The organism is Enterobacter cloacae complex sp. GF14B, assembly GCF_004136805.1.
In the GTDB taxonomy this organism is placed as follows: domain Bacteria; phylum Pseudomonadota; class Gammaproteobacteria; order Enterobacterales; family Enterobacteriaceae; genus Enterobacter; species Enterobacter hormaechei_C.
This window is the reverse complement of the sequence record NZ_QFRV01000034.1, coordinates 33,130-48,808: the sequence shown is the minus strand read 5'-3', so window position 1 is coordinate 48,808 and position 15,679 is coordinate 33,130. Positions and strand designations below refer to the sequence as shown.

The window sequence follows — 15,679 nt, the reverse complement described above, 5'->3', positions numbered from 1 at the left end:
CGCAGGAGCTGGGCGCCGAAACCGCAACCCTTTCCGATCCGCAGGAAGATAAAGCCATTCTGCGCTACGCGCGGGAGCACAACCTGGGCAAGATTGTCATTGGACGTCGCCAGCACCGCCGCTGGTTTAGCCGCGAATCTTTTGCCGACAGGCTGGCCCGCCGCGCGCCGGATCTTGATTTAGTCATCGTCGCGCTGGATGACAAGCCCGCCCCCCTGCCCAACCGTACGCCGGACGCTCGCACCTTTGGCGATAAATGGCGCATTCAGATCCGGGGCTGCATGGTGGCCGTGGTCCTCTGCGCCCTGATTACGGTGATTGCCAGCCAGTGGCTCATCGCCTTCGACGCCGCCAATCTGGTCATGATTTATCTGCTCGGCGTCGTTGTGGTCGCGCTCTTTTATGGCCGCTGGCCGTCGGTGCTGGCGACGGTGATCAACGTCATCAGCTTCGATCTTTTCTTTATTGCTCCGCGCGGGACGCTTGCTGTCTCGGACGTGCAGTACATTCTGACCTTTGCCGTGATGCTTACCGTCGGGCTGGTGATCGGGAATCTGACGGCAGGCGTGCGCTACCAGGCACGCATTGCCCGCTATCGCGAGCAGCGCACGCGCCATCTGTATGAAATGTCAAAATCGCTGGCGGTTGGCCGCACGCAGCGAGATATCGTGCAGACCAGCGAGCAGTTTATCCGTTCGACCTTTCATGCCAGTAACCTGATTTTGCTCCCCGACGAACAAGGGCGCCTTCGCCCGCTGACCTCCCCTTCGGGGATGACGCCCTGGGATGAAGCGATTGCCCGCTGGAGTTTCGATAAGGGTTTACCTGCCGGCGCCGGCACCGACACGCTGCCCGGCGTGCCTTACCAGATCCTGCCGCTGCGCAGCGCGGATAAAAATCACGGGCTGGTCATCGTCGAGCCGTCTAACCTGCGTCAGCTGATGATCCCCGAGCAGCAGCGCCTGCTTGAAACCTTCACCCTGCTGGTCGCCAGCGCCCTTGAACGGCTGGCGCTCACCGCCAGCGAAGAGCAGGCGCGGCTGGCAAGCGAGCGCGAAAGTATTCGCAACTCGCTGCTGGCAGCGCTGTCTCACGATTTGCGCACCCCGCTTACCGTGCTGTTTGGCCAGTCCGAAATTCTGACGCTGGATCTGGCGGCGGAAGGATCAAAGCACGCGATGCAGGCCAGCGAAATTCGCCAGCACGTGCTGAATACCACGCGCCTGGTGAACAACCTGCTGGACATGGCGCGCATTCAGTCCGGCGGGTTTAACCTCAAAAAAGAGTGGCTCACCCTTGAGGAGGTTGTCGGCAGTGCGCTGAAGATGCTGGAGCCGGGTCTCGGCGGGCGCCATATTGAGCTGGACATGCCGGAACCCCTGACGTTAATCCATGTGGATGGCCCGCTGTTTGAGCGCGTGCTGATTAATCTTCTGGAAAATGCCGCTAAATACGCCGGGGCAAAGGCCCGGCTGGGGATTGCTGCCAGGGTGGATAAACGTGTGCTGCGGCTCGACGTCTGGGATACCGGGCCGGGTATTCCGGCCGGACAGGAGCGCGCCATATTCGAAAAATTTGCGCGCGGTAATAAGGAATCCGCCATTCCTGGCGTTGGGCTGGGGCTGGCGATCTGCCAGGCGATTGTCGACGTGCATGGCGGCACCATTTCCGCAGAGAACCGCCCGGAAGGTGGGGCTCGCTTTTGTGTTACACTTCCTCTGGAAAGCCCACCAGAACTTGATGAATTACCAGAGGATTTGTGATTAACGTTCTGATTGTTGAAGATGAGCTCGCTATCAGCCGATTTCTGCGTACCGCGCTGGAAGGCGACGGTTTGCGCGTTCATGAAGCCGGAACGCTTCAACGAGGGTTGATTGAAGCCGCGACCCGCAAGCCAGATCTGGTGATCCTGGATCTGGGACTTCCGGATGGCGACGGCATCGATTTTATTCGTGAGGTGCGTCAGTGGAGCCAGATGCCTATTCTGGTGCTCTCTGCCCGCACCGAAGAGACGGATAAAATCGCCGCGCTGGATGCCGGAGCGGATGATTATCTGATCAAACCGTTTGGCATTGGCGAGTTACAGGCCCGGCTTCGTGTGGCGCTGCGTCGACACAGTGCCACCTCCCCTTCCGACCCGGTGTACGCCTTTGGCGATATCCGCGTCGATCTTGCTGCACGCCGCATCGTAAGAGGAGAAGAAGAGATCCACCTTACGCCTATTGAGTTTCGTCTGCTGGCCGTGCTGCTCAATAACCATGGTAAAGTGTTAACGCAGCGACAGCTGTTAAGCCAGGTCTGGGGGCCGAATGCTGTCGAGCATAGTCACTATTTACGCATTTATATGGGACACCTTCGCCAGAAGCTTGAAGCCGATCCCGCGCGTCCTCGTCATTTATTAACAGAAACCGGTATCGGATATCGGTTTATGATCTGAATAAGTATTCACTTTAATTTTAAATAAAAACTTACCAACCTGAATATAGCCATGAAAATAACGATGAGATTATTTTCACGGCTATATTCGCCCTCTTTAAACACAATTAAAACATCAATTTAACACCGAACCAACAAAACAGCATTTTGATCTGCGTTATTCACTCAAAACGACTAATTATTTCTGAAATGATCGGTTATTGGTGATCTGTTTCACAGTTAATCCCTTTTTCCTGGATAAAATGACCATGCTTTCAATTACTGAAAGGAAATTGAACATGGAAAACAATAATCGTTTAATGCCCCATATAAGGCGGACAACACATATCATGATGTTTGCCCACCGAAACTGTTTTGACTTTCATCTCTTTAACGCCCGGTAGTCCTTCGACTTCTGGCGCATCTGCTTACAGGTTATCCTGAAACACGCTATTTTACAGGCTGTTGCCTGTGAACACCTGCGCTCATTCCTTGTGATTCAGATTCTCCGCAACCGGGCGGACTGAATTCTACTCAGCAAAAAAGCAATTAACTGATTTCGTATCAGCGGACACGCTTTGCTTTTTTTTCCGGAAATAATCGATTTCTTTACCGCAAGAAGTCGAGGGCCCCATATTGCCTGAAATAAAGAGATAAAGATGAAAACGTTAAAAATTGCCGTCAGCCGTGCCTGCCCTGAATGCTTTACCACTTCGCGCGACATTGTGGATATCACCGCATCGGATTATATTGATGTGGCAGCCGTGGTTCTGGCCGTCAGCGATATTTTCAATGGCGCCATAGAAGAAATAGAAGCCACGGGATTCGGTATTCCGGTGTTTATTGCCACGCATAAAGAAGAAAGGGTTCCGGCTGAATTTCTGTCGCGTATTCACGGCGTTTTTGAGTACTCCGACACCAGCAATGCGTACTACGGACGCCAGCTTGAAGCGGCTGCGCAGAAGTACGAAACCCAGCTCCGCCCGCCGTTCTTCCGCGCGCTGGTCGATTACGTCCAGCAGGGGAACAGTGCGTTTGACTGCCCCGGACATCAGGGAGGCCAGTTCTTCCGCCGCCATCCGGCCGGAAACCAGTTTGTCGATTTCTTTGGCGAAACGCTTTTCCGCGCCGATCTGTGCAATGCCGACGTGGCAATGGGCGATCTGCTGATCCATGAAGGCGCGCCATGCATCGCCCAACAGCATGCGGCAAAAGTCTTTAATGCGGATAAAACCTACTTCGTGCTGAACGGCACCTCCTCTTCCAACAAAGTGGTGCTCAATGCCCTCCTCACGCCAGGCGATCTGGTGCTGTTCGATCGCAATAACCATAAATCTAATCACCACGGAGCACTGTTACAGGCAGGCGCGACGCCGGTGTATCTGGAAACGGCGCGCAACCCGTACGGGTTTATCGGCGGTATTGACGCACACTGTTTCGACGAGAGTTACCTGCGGGAACTGGTGTCAGAGGTCGCGCCTGGTCGCGCGCGGGATGAACGTCCGTTCCGTCTGGCGGTGATCCAGCTGGGCACCTACGACGGTACCATTTATAACGCCCGTCAGGTGGTGGATAAGATTGGTCACCTGTGCGATTACATTCTGTTTGACTCCGCCTGGGTGGGTTACGAGCAGTTTATCCCGATGATGGCCGACTGCTCGCCGCTGCTGCTGGAGCTGAACGAAAACGATCCGGGCATTCTGGTTACCCAGTCGGTGCATAAGCAGCAGGCGGGCTTCTCGCAAACCTCGCAAATCCATAAGAAGGACAGCCATATAAAAGGCCAGGCGCGCTATGTCCCGCATAAGCGCCTCAACAACGCCTTTATGATGCACGCCTCCACCAGCCCGTTCTATCCGCTGTTTGCCGCCCTGGATATCAACGCCCGCATGCACGAGGGGCAAAGTGGGCGCAACATGTGGATGGACTGCGTGGTGACCGGTATCGAAGCACGGAAACTGATCCTTCAGAACTGTCAGTTTATTCGTCCGTTCGTGCCAGAGACGGTGGATGGCCGTCCATGGGAAAGCTGGGATACGGCAGAGATTGCAACCGATCTGCGCTTCTTCCATTTTGTTCCGGGCGAACGCTGGCACGCCTTTGAGGGATATGCCGAGCATCAGTATTTTATCGATCCCTGCAAACTGCTGCTGACCACGCCAGGCATCAACGCCCGCACCGGCGAGTACGATGATTTCGGCGTGCCCGCCACCATCCTCGCCAACTTCCTGCGTGAAAACGGCATCGTGCCTGAAAAATGCGACCTCAACTCCATTCTCTTCCTGCTCACCCCGGCGGAGGACATGGGCAAATTGCAGCAGCTCGTCGCCCAACTGGTGCGCTTCGAAAAACTGCTCCAGAGCGATGTGCCGCTGAAAGAGGTTCTGCCCTCTCTTTATAAGCAACATCCGGAACGTTATGCGGATTATACCCTGCGTCAGATTTGTCAGGAGATGCACGACCTCTATGCCCGCCATAACGTGAAGCAGCTGCAAAAAGAGATGTTCCGCAGGTCTCACTTCCCGCGCGTCATGATGAACCCGCAGGAGGCGAACTATGCCTATCTGCGCGGTGAGGTCGAGCTGGTGTCCCTGCGCGACGCGGAAGGCCGTATCGCCGCGGAAGGCGCGCTGCCTTACCCACCGGGGGTGTTGTGCGTGGTTCCGGGGGAAGTCTGGGGCGGTTCCGTGCTGCGCTACTTCGCCGCGCTGGAAGACGGGATCAATCTGCTGCCGGGCTTTGCGCCGGAGTTACAGGGGGTTTACGTCGAGGAGTGTGACGGTCGCAAACAGGTGCGCTGCTACGTCATCAAACAACCTGCCGCTCAGCCATCGCTGCTGAAAGGAGAAAAATTATGAGTAAGGCCAACAAGATGGGCGTGGTGCAACTCACTATTCTCACCATGGTGAATATGATGGGTTCGGGGATCATCATGCTGCCCACCAAGCTCGCTGAAGTGGGGACGATTTCGATTATCTCCTGGCTTGTTACCGCCGTGGGTTCGATGGCGCTGGCATGGGCCTTTGCCAAGTGCGGAATGTTCAGCCGCAAGTCCGGCGGGATGGGTGGCTATGCCGAATATGCGTTCGGTAAGTCCGGTAACTTTATGGCGAACTATACCTACGGCGTGTCGCTGCTGATCGCCAACGTGGCGATTGCCATTTCCGCTGTCGGTTACGGTACGGAGCTGTTTGGGGCGACGCTGACCCCGGTGCAGATTGGGCTGGCAACCATCGGCGTGCTGTGGATCTGTACCGTCGCCAACTTTGGCGGCGCGCGCATCACCGGACAACTTAGCAGCATTACCGTCTGGGGCGTGATCATCCCGGTTGTCGGCCTGTGCATCATCGGCTGGTTCTGGTTCAGCCCGACCCTGTACGCCAACTCCTGGAATCCGCATCACGTACCGTTCTTCACTGCCGTGGGATCGTCCATCGCCATGACGCTGTGGGCCTTCCTCGGGCTGGAGTCAGCCTGTGCGAATGCGGAAGTGGTGGAAAACCCGGAGAAAAATGTGCCGATCGCGGTACTCGGCGGGACGCTGGGGGCGGCGGTGATCTATATCGTCTCGACCAACGTGATTGCGGGAATTGTGCCCAACATGGATCTGGCCTACTCCACGGCGCCGTTCGGGCTGGCGTTTGCGCAGATGTTTACGCCGGAGGTAGGGAAAGTGATCATGGGACTGATGGTGATGTCCTGCTGCGGCTCGCTGCTGGGCTGGCAGTTCACCATCGCTCAGGTGTTTAAATCCTCGGCTGACGAAGGCTATTTCCCGAAAATCTTCTCCCGCGTGACCAAAGCGGATGCACCTGTGCAAGGGATGCTGGCGATTGTCATCTTCCAGAGTGGTTTGTCGCTGATGACCATCAGCCCGTCACTGAACAGCCAGTTTAACGTGCTGGTCAACCTGGCGGTGGTGACGAACATCATTCCGTACATTTTGTCGATGGCGGCGCTGGTGATTATTCAGAAGGTGGCGAAGGTTGATCCGCGCAAAGCCCGTGCGGCCAATATTGTGGCGCTGATTGGCGCAATTTACAGCTTCTATGCGCTCTATTCCTCCGGCCAGGAAGCGATGCTGTATGGTGCGATGGTGACCTTTATGGGCTGGACGCTGTACGGTCTGGTGTCGCCGAGATTTGAATTGAAGAACAAGCACAGTTAGGTAAAAGCAAAACGGCAACCCTGAGGTTGCCGTTTTTAGTGTTTTCTCTCTCCCCGTGCGAGAGGGCCGGGGTGAGGGCATCAGCCTGCACCAAACACCACTTACGCGTTTTTCAGCACTTCGCTGACAATCTCTACCGCTTCTTTCTCAATCTGCTGACGATGCTCAGCGCCGAGGAAGCTTTCGCAATAGATTTTGTACGCATCTTCCGTACCGGATGGACGCGCGGCGAACCAGCCGTTTTCGGTCATCACCTTCAGGCCGCCGATGGATGCGCCGTTACCCGGCGCCGCCGTCAGACGCGCGGTGATCGGGTCACCAGCCAGGGTACTGGCACTGACCATCTCCGGAGAGAGTTTTGACAGAGCTGCTTTTTGCGCAGACGTGGCGCCAGCCTGGATACGGTTATAGCTTGGCGCACCGAAACGTTCCGCCAGCTCGTTGTAATGTTCCTGCGGGTTCTTACCGGTGACCGCGGTGATTTCCGCCGCCAGCAGGCACATGATGATGCCGTCTTTATCGGTTGACCATGGGGTGCCGTCGAAGCGCAGGAAGGATGCCCCCGCGCTCTCTTCACCGCCAAAGCCGAAGCTGCCGTCGTGCAGACCGTCAACAAACCACTTGAAGCCCACCGGCACTTCCACCAGCTTGCGGCCCAGCGCATCGACCACACGGTCAATCATGGCGGAAGAGACCAGCGTTTTACCCACCGCGACCTCTTTGCCCCACTGCGGACGGTGCTGGAAGAGATAATTAATGGCCACAGCCAGGTAGTGGTTCGGGTTCATCAGCCCAGCCGGGGTGACGATACCGTGACGGTCGTAGTCCGGGTCGTTAGCAAACGCCAGATCGAACTTGTCGCGCAGCGCCAGCAGGCCAGCCATTGCGCATTCGGAGGAGCAGTCCATACGGATCGCGCCGTCTTTGTCCAGGTGCATAAAGCGGAAGGTCTGATCGACGTGATCGTTCACGATGGTCAGATCCAGCTTGTAGTGCTCGGCAATGCGTTTCCAGTATTCAATACCGGAGCCGCCCAGTGGATCCACGCCCAGCTTCAGACCGGCTTTCTGGATAGCGGCCATATCGACGATATCCGCCAGCCCTTCCACGAACGGCTGAACCAGATCCTGCTCTTTCACGTGGCCGGAGGCCATGGCTTCATCCAGTGAGATACGCTTCACGCCGTTCAGACCGTTAGCCAGTAACGCGTTGGCGCGATCTTCCACCACTTTCGTGACGTTGGTATCCGCCGGGCCACCGTTTGGTGGGTTGTACTTGATGCCGCCATCTTCCGGTGGGTTGTGGGACGGGGTGATCACAATGCCGTCAGCCTGCGCGCCACCTTTTTTGTTGTGTACCAGAATAGCGTTAGACACCGCAGGCGTTGGCGTGAAACCGTTGTTCTCCTGAACAATCACGTCTACGCCGTTCGCCGCCAGCACTTCCAGCACGGAGATAAAAGCAGGTTCAGACAGGGCGTGGGTATCTTTCCCTACATAGCACGGACCGGTGACGCCATTTTTGGCGCGCTCTTCCGCGATGGCCTGAGCAATGGCCAGAATGTGCGGTTCGTTAAAGCTGTGGCGCGCCGCGCTGCCGCGGTGGCCAGATGTACCAAACTTCACTGCGTGTTCTGCGTTGCCCACCACCGGTTTCAGCACGTAGTACTGCGCGGTCAGTTGAGCGACGTTAATCAAATCGCGTTGTTGCGCAGGTTGTCCTGCACGGCTGTGATTTGCCATTGCCTGGTCCTTCTGATGCAAGGGTTAAATTGTACCGCAAACCTTTTCGATCAATTCCGCCGGGAACTGCATGGACTGCATGATATGTTCGATCATGCTGCACTTGCGGCCCGTATTGGTATTGGTGATCACCCAGTATGGCGTACCGGGAACGTGTTTGGGTTTGGTTTGGTTGCCATTTTGCAGCAAGGTCTGCTCGTCGCCTGCGAAATAAACGCGCGTGCGACCGTGCAGCGACTCTGTCGCTTCTGCAAATGCGTTGTTATCCAGTGAGTAAAGTGTAGACAGCACCAGCATAAAGCGGTTAACGGCCTTTTTCTGCTCGGCATATTCATCGGACAGCAGCAGCTCGCGCATCGCGCGCACTTTGTCCTTTGCCGGCATGACGGCAGGTTTTACTTGTGCAACAACGCTCGGCTGAGACACGACATCTTTAGTGACAGGAGTGGGCTGTGAGGCGGCGGAAATTTTAAGCATGCGCCGTAAAATGTCGGACGCGCTCTCCCCAATATGCCGCGTCTGGCTGGCAATATACTGATAGAGTTCGTCATCAACTTCGATTGTTTTCATCTTAATCCAGTGCGATATCTTATCTGAATACAAGTCGTTGAGATTATAAGGTCAAATCCCAACAGCGGATAGCGTCAAACCAGGTTGGCGGCAAAAGTCAGATTAAACTGGATCCTTGCCCCCGGGCGGCAGAATGGTCAACATGATACCCTAACCTGACAAACCTAAAAAAAGAACTTTGCCATGAAATTGAATACCCGAGCGCAAACTGCACAATCGCCGAACAATAATTCTCCCATCGTACTGGTTCACGGCCTGTTTGGTAGCCTGGATAATCTGGGTGTGCTGGCGCGCGATTTAGTGACCGATCACGAGATCCTCCAGGTTGATATGCGCAATCACGGTCTTTCAGGGCGCTCGGAGGAGATGACATACGCAGCCATGGCGCAGGATCTGCGGGACACCCTCGATGCGAATAATATTCAGAAAGCGACGCTTATCGGGCATTCAATGGGCGGTAAAGCGGTGATGGCGCTCACTGCGCTGGCACCTGAGCGAATTTCCGGGCTGGTGGTCATCGACGTTGCGCCCGTCAATTACGACGTTCGCCGTCACGATGAGATTTTTGCCGCCATCAATGCGGTCACCGAAGCGGGTGTCGCAACCCGCCAACAGGCGGCTGCCGTTATGCGCGAGCATCTTGATGAAGAAGGCGTGGTCCAGTTCCTGCTGAAATCGTTTGTTGACGGGCAATGGCGCTTTAACGTCCCGGTGCTGTGGGATCAGTATTCGCATATTGTGGGCTGGGAAGCCGTCCCCGCCTGGCCGCACCCTACCCTTTTTATTCGCGGCGGCAACTCCCCTTACGTCACTGACGCGTACCGTGACGCGCTGCTGGCGCAATTCCCGCAGGCTCGCGCTCACGTCATTGCGGGTGCCGGGCACTGGGTACACGCGGAAAAACCGGATGCCGTCCTGCGCGCCATTCGCCGCTATCTTACTGATACAGCGAATTGATTAAAAAGCCAGCGACCGGAAGACGACGGGCTTCCAGTCGTTGGCGTGTGGATTTGGGTGATGTATGATGGCGCGCTTATCGCCCGGGCATTAGCAGGGCGGCGTGTTTCCCCCGAAGTCTCAGAATCATGGCCAAAGAACAAACGGACCGTACGACACTAGATCTGTTCGCGAATGAGCGTCGACCGGGACGACCGAAAACGAATCCGCTTTCGCGCGATGAACAGCTGCGTATCAATAAACGCAACCAGCTTAAACGCGATAAAAATCGTGGGCTTAAGCGTGTCGAACTGAAGCTGAATGCCGATGCCGTCGATGCGCTTAACGAGTTAGCTGACGCGCGCAACATCAGCCGCAGCGAACTGATCGAAGAGATGCTGATCGCCCAGCTTGAGACGTTACGCGGCAAGGCGTGAGTCAGAAAATCCCCAATATTACCTTTTTCATGTAGCACAGAGTGCAGTCCTGCGTGATAGCTGTTTCCGCAGGGTTGCCTGTTCTGCTATTATTGCCCTTATCCGTGGTCAATTTGCGCCACCATACCATTAAGTTTCAAGAGGTTATTTTACTCATGGCAATCATCGGCATTTTCTTTGGCAGTGATACCGGCAATACTGAAAATATCGCAAAAAACATTCAAAAACAGCTCGGTAAAGACGTTGCTGATGTGCATGACATCGCCAAGAGCAGCAAAGAAGATCTCGAGGGCTATGACATCCTGCTGCTGGGCATCCCCACCTGGTACTACGGTGAAGCACAGTGTGACTGGGACGATTTCTTCCCGACGCTGGAAGAAGTAGACTTCAACGGCAAGCTGGTTGCCCTGTTTGGCTGTGGCGATCAGGAAGACTATGCTGAGTATTTCTGTGATGCGCTGGGCACTATTCGCGACATCATTGAGCCACGCGGTGCGGCGATCGTCGGTCACTGGCCAACGGCGGGTTACCATTTCGAAGCTTCCAAAGGTCTGGCAGATGACGATCACTTCGTTGGCCTGGCCATTGATGAAGACCGTCAGCCAGAGCTGACCGCTGAGCGTGTAGAAAAATGGGTTAAGCAGGTTCGGGAAGAGTTGAACCTGGACGATATCCTTAACGCCTGATATCCCTGCGGCGCAACTCCGGTTGCGCCCGTTTTCCAGGTAAAACCGATTAAATTAATTGCTACAAACTTTTAACTTTTTCGCCCAGACCTGTACAATATCCCCCTGGTAAAAAGTGGGTGCCATCGAACAAGTTTGTTGGTGATACCACGTTTTTATAAGCATACTTTGCTTGAGACTTGCAGTTTTCATTTAGCCATGGCAGTTCTATAATGAGACGCATTATCCCAAGTGCATTTTCTGTCACTTCTTCTTTTGAAGTGAATCGTTTAGCAACAGGACAGATTCCGCATGACTGACAACAATACCGCATTAAAGAAAGCTGGCCTGAAAGTAACGCTTCCTCGGTTAAAAATCCTTGAAGTGCTTCAGGGGCCAGACAATCACCATGTCAGTGCGGAAGACCTTTATAAGCGTCTTATCGATATGGGTGAAGAGATTGGGCTGGCAACCGTCTATCGTGTGCTGAACCAGTTTGATGACGCGGGCATTGTTACTCGTCATAATTTCGAAGGCGGTAAATCCGTGTTCGAGCTGACTCAGCAGCACCACCACGATCACCTGATCTGCCTCGACTGTGGCAAGGTCATTGAATTTAGCGATGATTCCATTGAATCGCGCCAGCGTGAAATCGCCGCCCGTCATGGCATCCGCCTGACCAACCACAGCCTGTACCTGTACGGTCACTGTGCTGAAGGTGATTGCCGCGAAAATGAACATGCGCACGACGCAAAATAAGTGAGTGTTCATACTCTGAGCCAGCCGTGAGGTTGGCTTTTTTTTGCCTGAAAAAAGCCCGGTGACGCTGCGCCACCGGGCGTAAAGCAACTTATTTATTGTTATTGCGTATCTCGTTCCAGATCTTATCGCAACGCTTCGCCACTTCCTGATCGTTACCGGTTTTCCGCGCCTGGATACAGGCCTGGTAATCCATCACGCGAACATTTTCCTGCGTCGCAAACTGCTCATGCGCTTTCTCTTTTTTCAGCACATTCAGCACGCTCTGACAGGCTTCAATTTTCTCCGGCGATCCTTCGGCAGTATTAATACAGGCGCTATACGCCTCCTTCAGACGGGAGTCTTCTTTCTGCGCCTGATCATGCGCACACGCCACCAGCCCCGAAGCCAGCAGCGCAACGATTACCATTTTTTTCATCATATGCAGTCTCCATGCTGGCGGGATCTCGCCCGCCAGCGTGTTCATCAGAAGATTGTGAATGGCGCAATGACCATGAATTTCACGTCACGCTCATCCTGGAAGATGTTGCCGTAACCGCCCGCATAGCTCGGGATATCGGAGTGGTTGTCATACTGGGTGAAGTGCAGTTTGAACATCGTGCCTTTCGCACGGCCCTCCTGAAGGGTATAAATCGCATCCAGACTGTATGAAGACTCTTTCAGACGGTAGTTCGGATCGTAGTAGGCGTCTGGCGTAGCCATATCCGCTGGCTTCGCATCCCAGGCGTACGCGTAGGATGCTCCCACTGCCCAGCCGGGCAGGTTCCAGTTTTTCAGGTCATACATTGCCCCGAAGAAGACCGCCTTTTCGCCGTCGGCGTTAAAGTCAGAGCGGTTATCCCACCAGATATCCAGACGACCGTTAGAGGAGGCGTAGGTAGGCGTCATACGTTGCAGGAAGTAACCCTGCTGCCCTTCTGCCTTGACCCATGTTCCCTCCAGACGCAAATCAACCTGACCTACCTTGTAGCCGAAGGTCAGCGCCTGTAACCACGCGGTGCCGTCATAGATATCATTTACGCTGCCATCACTGACCTTGTCGCGCGTACCGTAGAACTGATAGCTGGTGCTCAGCGGGCTACCCGCGATATCAAATTTGTAGCTGGCTTTAGCAAAGTACTGATCGATATAGCCTTCAGCCTGACCAAATGCAGCTTCCAGCACCAGATCGTTTTTAAAGTCGTACTTCGCTCCCAGCGAGTGGAGATAATCAACTTTGGTTTTTTTATCGTTCTGATAGAACTTGTCCATCTCAATGTGCCACGGCGCTTTGTACTCGTTGGTCCACATATAGGAGAAGCTCAACGCCCCCGCATCGCCGTAGTCAAAATTAGCACCGGCTTCCGCCCCCTGATAGGTGCCTGGCATAAAGCTCCAGTGCGGCGCTAACAGCGTCTGACCGGTTGGCTGGATATAACCTCCGCGCGCCCAGACCGGACCATATTTGAATTTTGCAGCCGCTTTATACAGGCTGATTCCGCTTTTATCGCCGGACCAGTCTTCGTCGTAGGCTTTATTGCTGGAGGAGAACGCAATTTCGTTCGGATGGCCGCTGTCGCCATTTTCGGCCATTTCAATTGCGGTGAACGCTGCAATATCGATCCCGAACATATCGGCGGCATATCCCGACTGGAAATCAAGGTTGGCGTTCCAGGTCGAGTGAGAAAGGTTGGTTTTGTATTTATCTTCAGTGACGTCTTTACGGTCACGCTCACGCTGCCAGTAATAAATACCGCCCGTGAGGGTGGAATCTTCGATGAAACCTGCTGCTTTTGCCTCTGGCGCAACCACCAGGCCCGACATTGCTGTCACACCGGCGATAGCAAGCGCCAGCGCACTACGTTTGCCACTGAACGTACGCATAGATTATTCCTCTTTGACGAATTAAAACGCCTTAAACGGCGAAAAACAGAAAAGACCAAGTGGTCAGGGGTAGTCAGAAATACCCTCGAATTAACTACCGTCTTTAGGTTATTTTTCGCGACGCGAATTATCAATGCTTTTAATCAGGCAAAAGTCAGGATTATGACGAAGAGCACATATTTCGTAGTGCTTTGTAACATTTACCGGGAAGCGAGTACTGGCGGGGGAATGCGCTAATTTTCAGTAAGTAACATTGATATTGTGAATATATTTTTCAGTGTTTCTGTTTTTGGAAAACAACAAACTTTTTTAAATAAAATAAGTAGCACCACATTGACCTGGAATATTGGATTTAAATGATTATCCCGATGCTTAACGACATGATCGTTAAATAAAAAAACGCCGCATTACGCGGCGTTTGTTTCTCATTGACCAGAGCAGCGTTATTATTCGCCGATCTTAGTCCAGGTATCACGCAGACCGACGGTACGGTTAAATACCGGTTTTTCTGCCGTGCTGTAACGGCTGTCCAGGCAGAAGTAACCCTCACGTTCAAACTGGAACGCTTTACCGGCTTCAGCGGCTTTCAGAGACGGCTCGGCATACCCCTGCTTGATAATCAGAGACTCAGGGTTAATGACCGCCAGGAAGTCCTCCGCAGCGCCTGGATTAGGCACGCTGAACAGACGATCGTAGAGACGGATCTCAACCGGCAGCGCATGCTGCGCGCTCACCCAGTGGATTACACCTTTTACTTTACGACCATCCGCCGGATCTTTACTCAGCGTCTCTGCGTCGTACGTACAGAAGATGGTCGTGATGTTACCTTCCGCATCTTTCTCTACTCGCTCTGCTTTGATCACATAGGCGTTACGCAGACGCACTTCTTTGCCCAGCACCAGACGCTTGTACTGCTTGTTCGCTTCTTCGCGGAAGTCGGCGCGATCGATCCAGATTTCACCGCTGAACGGCACGTCGCGGGTGCCCATTTCCGGTTTGTTCGGATGGTTAGGCATCGAGACCTGTTCGCTTCCGCCCTGCGGATAGTTTTCGATAACCAGTTTCACTGGATCGATCACTGCCATCGCGCGCGGCGCGTTTTCGTTCAGGTCTTCACGAATGCAGGATTCCAGAGACGCCATTTCGATGGTGTTGTCCTGCTTGGTGACGCCAATACGTTTGCAGAACTCACGAATGGACGCCGAGGTGTAGCCACGACGACGCAGGCCAGAGATGGTCGGCATACGCGGGTCGTCCCAGCCTTCAACGTGCTTGTCGGTGACCAGCAGGTTCAGCTTACGCTTGGACATCACGGTGTATTCCAGGTTCAGACGAGAGAACTCGTACTGACGCGGATGCACAGGAATGGTGATGTTATCCAGCACCCAGTCGTACAGACGACGGTTGTCCTGGAATTCCAGCGTGCACAGAGAGTGCGTAATGCCTTCCAGCGCATCGCTGATGCAGTGGGTGAAGTCGTACATCGGGTAGATGCACCACTTGTTACCGGTCTGGTGGTGTTCAGCGAACTTAATGCGGTACAGCACCGGATCGCGCATCACGATGAACGGAGACGCCATATCGATTTTGGCACGCAGACACGCTTTACCTTCTTCGAAGCCACCGGCACGCATTTTTTCAAACAGCGCCAGGTTCTCTTCCACGCTACGATCGCGGAACGGGCTGTTTTTACCAGGCTGAGTCAGCGTACCGCGGTATTCACGGATTTCGTCAGCTGACAATTCGTCGACGTATGCCAGACCTTTGTTAATCAGTTCAACCGCGTAGGCATACAGCTGATCGAAATAGTCTGAGGAGTAGCAGATATCGCCAGACCAGTTGAAGCCCAGCCATTGCACGTCGTTTTTTATCGACTCAACGTATTCGATGTCTTCTTTTACTGGGTTGGTGTCATCGAAACGCAGGTTGCACTGCCCCTGGTAATCTTGCGCAATACCAAAGTTCAGGCAGATCGATTTGGCGTGACCAATGTGCAGGTAGCCATTTGGCTCCGGCGGGAAACGCGTGTGGACTGTGGTGTGCTTACCACTGGCCAGATCTTCATCGATGATCTGACGAATAAAGTTACTCGGGCGGGCTTCTGCCTCACTCATCGTGGATTCC

14 protein-coding genes and 1 pseudogene are annotated in these 15,679 nt (G+C 54.2%); 10 read left to right on the top strand and 5 right to left on the bottom strand.

Annotated elements, in window-relative coordinates; genetic code table 11:
- The 5 genes from DD606_RS13035 to potE form a co-directional block, all read left to right on the top strand.
- Nucleotides 1–1,763, top strand: a 1,763-nt coding sequence (locus tag DD606_RS13035; RefSeq protein WP_129258743.1) for a DUF4118 domain-containing protein, incomplete at its 5' end; no start/stop codon positions are given.
- Nucleotides 1,760–2,437 (top strand): two-component system response regulator KdpE, encoded by a 678-nt coding sequence (kdpE, locus tag DD606_RS13030; RefSeq protein ID WP_003858643.1) that lies wholly within the window; start codon nt 1,760–1,762, stop codon nt 2,435–2,437. The genes DD606_RS13035 and kdpE, both read left to right, overlap by 4 nt.
- A gap of 277 nt (nt 2,438–2,714) precedes the next feature.
- A complete protein-coding gene (speFL, locus tag DD606_RS13025) occupies nt 2,715–2,819 on the top strand; it encodes a leader peptide SpeFL (RefSeq protein WP_003858645.1) in 105 nt (34 codons plus the stop codon).
- A gap of 255 nt (nt 2,820–3,074) precedes the next feature.
- A complete protein-coding gene (gene speF, locus DD606_RS13020; protein WP_022650609.1) occupies nt 3,075–5,273 on the top strand; it encodes an ornithine decarboxylase SpeF in 2,199 nt (732 codons plus the stop codon).
- Nucleotides 5,270–6,583 (top strand): putrescine-ornithine antiporter, encoded by a 1,314-nt coding sequence (gene potE / locus DD606_RS13015; protein WP_129258741.1) that lies wholly within the window; start codon nt 5,270–5,272, stop codon nt 6,581–6,583. Before speF ends, potE begins: the two co-directional genes overlap by 4 nt.
- Nucleotides 6,584–6,684: 101 nt before the next feature.
- On the opposite strand, the gene pgm is transcribed toward potE, so the two are convergent.
- Both pgm and seqA read right to left on the bottom strand, forming a co-directional pair.
- Complete coding sequence (pgm, locus tag DD606_RS13010) at nt 6,685–8,325, bottom strand: phosphoglucomutase (alpha-D-glucose-1,6-bisphosphate-dependent) (RefSeq protein ID WP_003858649.1); 1,641 nt, start codon at nt 8,323–8,325, stop codon at nt 6,685–6,687.
- A gap of 24 nt (nt 8,326–8,349) precedes the next feature.
- Entirely contained in the window at nt 8,350–8,895 is a 546-nt protein-coding gene (gene seqA / locus DD606_RS13005; RefSeq protein ID WP_003858650.1) for a replication initiation negative regulator SeqA, read from the bottom strand.
- A 183-nt stretch (nt 8,896–9,078) separates the two neighbouring features.
- On the opposite strand from seqA, the gene ybfF reads away from it, so the two are divergent.
- The 4 genes from ybfF (at nt 9,079) to fur (ending at nt 11,692) form a co-directional block, all read left to right on the top strand.
- Nucleotides 9,079–9,852 (top strand): esterase, encoded by a 774-nt coding sequence (ybfF, locus tag DD606_RS13000; RefSeq protein ID WP_003858651.1) that lies wholly within the window; start codon nt 9,079–9,081, stop codon nt 9,850–9,852.
- A gap of 128 nt (nt 9,853–9,980) precedes the next feature.
- On the top strand, nt 9,981–10,268 hold the full coding sequence (gene ybfE, locus DD606_RS12995; protein ID WP_003858652.1) for a LexA regulated protein: 288 nt from the start codon (nt 9,981–9,983) through the stop codon (nt 10,266–10,268).
- A gap of 155 nt (nt 10,269–10,423) precedes the next feature.
- The gene (gene fldA, locus DD606_RS12990) at nt 10,424–10,954 is read left to right on the top strand and encodes a flavodoxin FldA (RefSeq protein WP_003858653.1); all 531 of its coding nucleotides are present in this window, start codon (nt 10,424–10,426) and stop codon (nt 10,952–10,954) included.
- A gap of 291 nt (nt 10,955–11,245) precedes the next feature.
- Nucleotides 11,246–11,692 (top strand): ferric iron uptake transcriptional regulator, encoded by a 447-nt coding sequence (fur, locus tag DD606_RS12980; protein WP_003858655.1) that lies wholly within the window; start codon nt 11,246–11,248, stop codon nt 11,690–11,692.
- Nucleotides 11,693–11,783: 91 nt separating this feature from the next.
- On the opposite strand, the gene chiQ is transcribed toward fur, so the two are convergent.
- Both chiQ and chiP read right to left on the bottom strand, forming a co-directional pair.
- Nucleotides 11,784–12,110, bottom strand: a complete 327-nt coding sequence (chiQ, locus tag DD606_RS12975; RefSeq protein WP_003858658.1) for a ChiQ/YbfN family lipoprotein — start codon at nt 12,108–12,110, stop codon at nt 11,784–11,786.
- A 47-nt stretch (nt 12,111–12,157) separates the two neighbouring features.
- Nucleotides 12,158–13,555: a chitoporin gene (chiP, locus tag DD606_RS12970; RefSeq protein WP_017694280.1), complete on the bottom strand. Its 1,398-nt coding sequence runs from the start codon at nt 13,553–13,555 to the stop codon at nt 12,158–12,160.
- Between the two features lie 87 nt (nt 13,556–13,642).
- Between chiP and DD606_RS26455 the strand changes: the two are divergent.
- Nucleotides 13,643–13,741, top strand: a pseudogene (locus DD606_RS26455) (methionine synthase); the annotation flags it as partial.
- A 260-nt stretch (nt 13,742–14,001) separates the two neighbouring features.
- Here the strand turns inward: DD606_RS26455 and glnS are convergent.
- Complete coding sequence (glnS, locus tag DD606_RS12960) at nt 14,002–15,669, bottom strand: glutamine--tRNA ligase (RefSeq protein ID WP_023315634.1); 1,668 nt, start codon at nt 15,667–15,669, stop codon at nt 14,002–14,004.
- Nucleotides 15,670–15,679 lie beyond the last annotated feature (10 nt).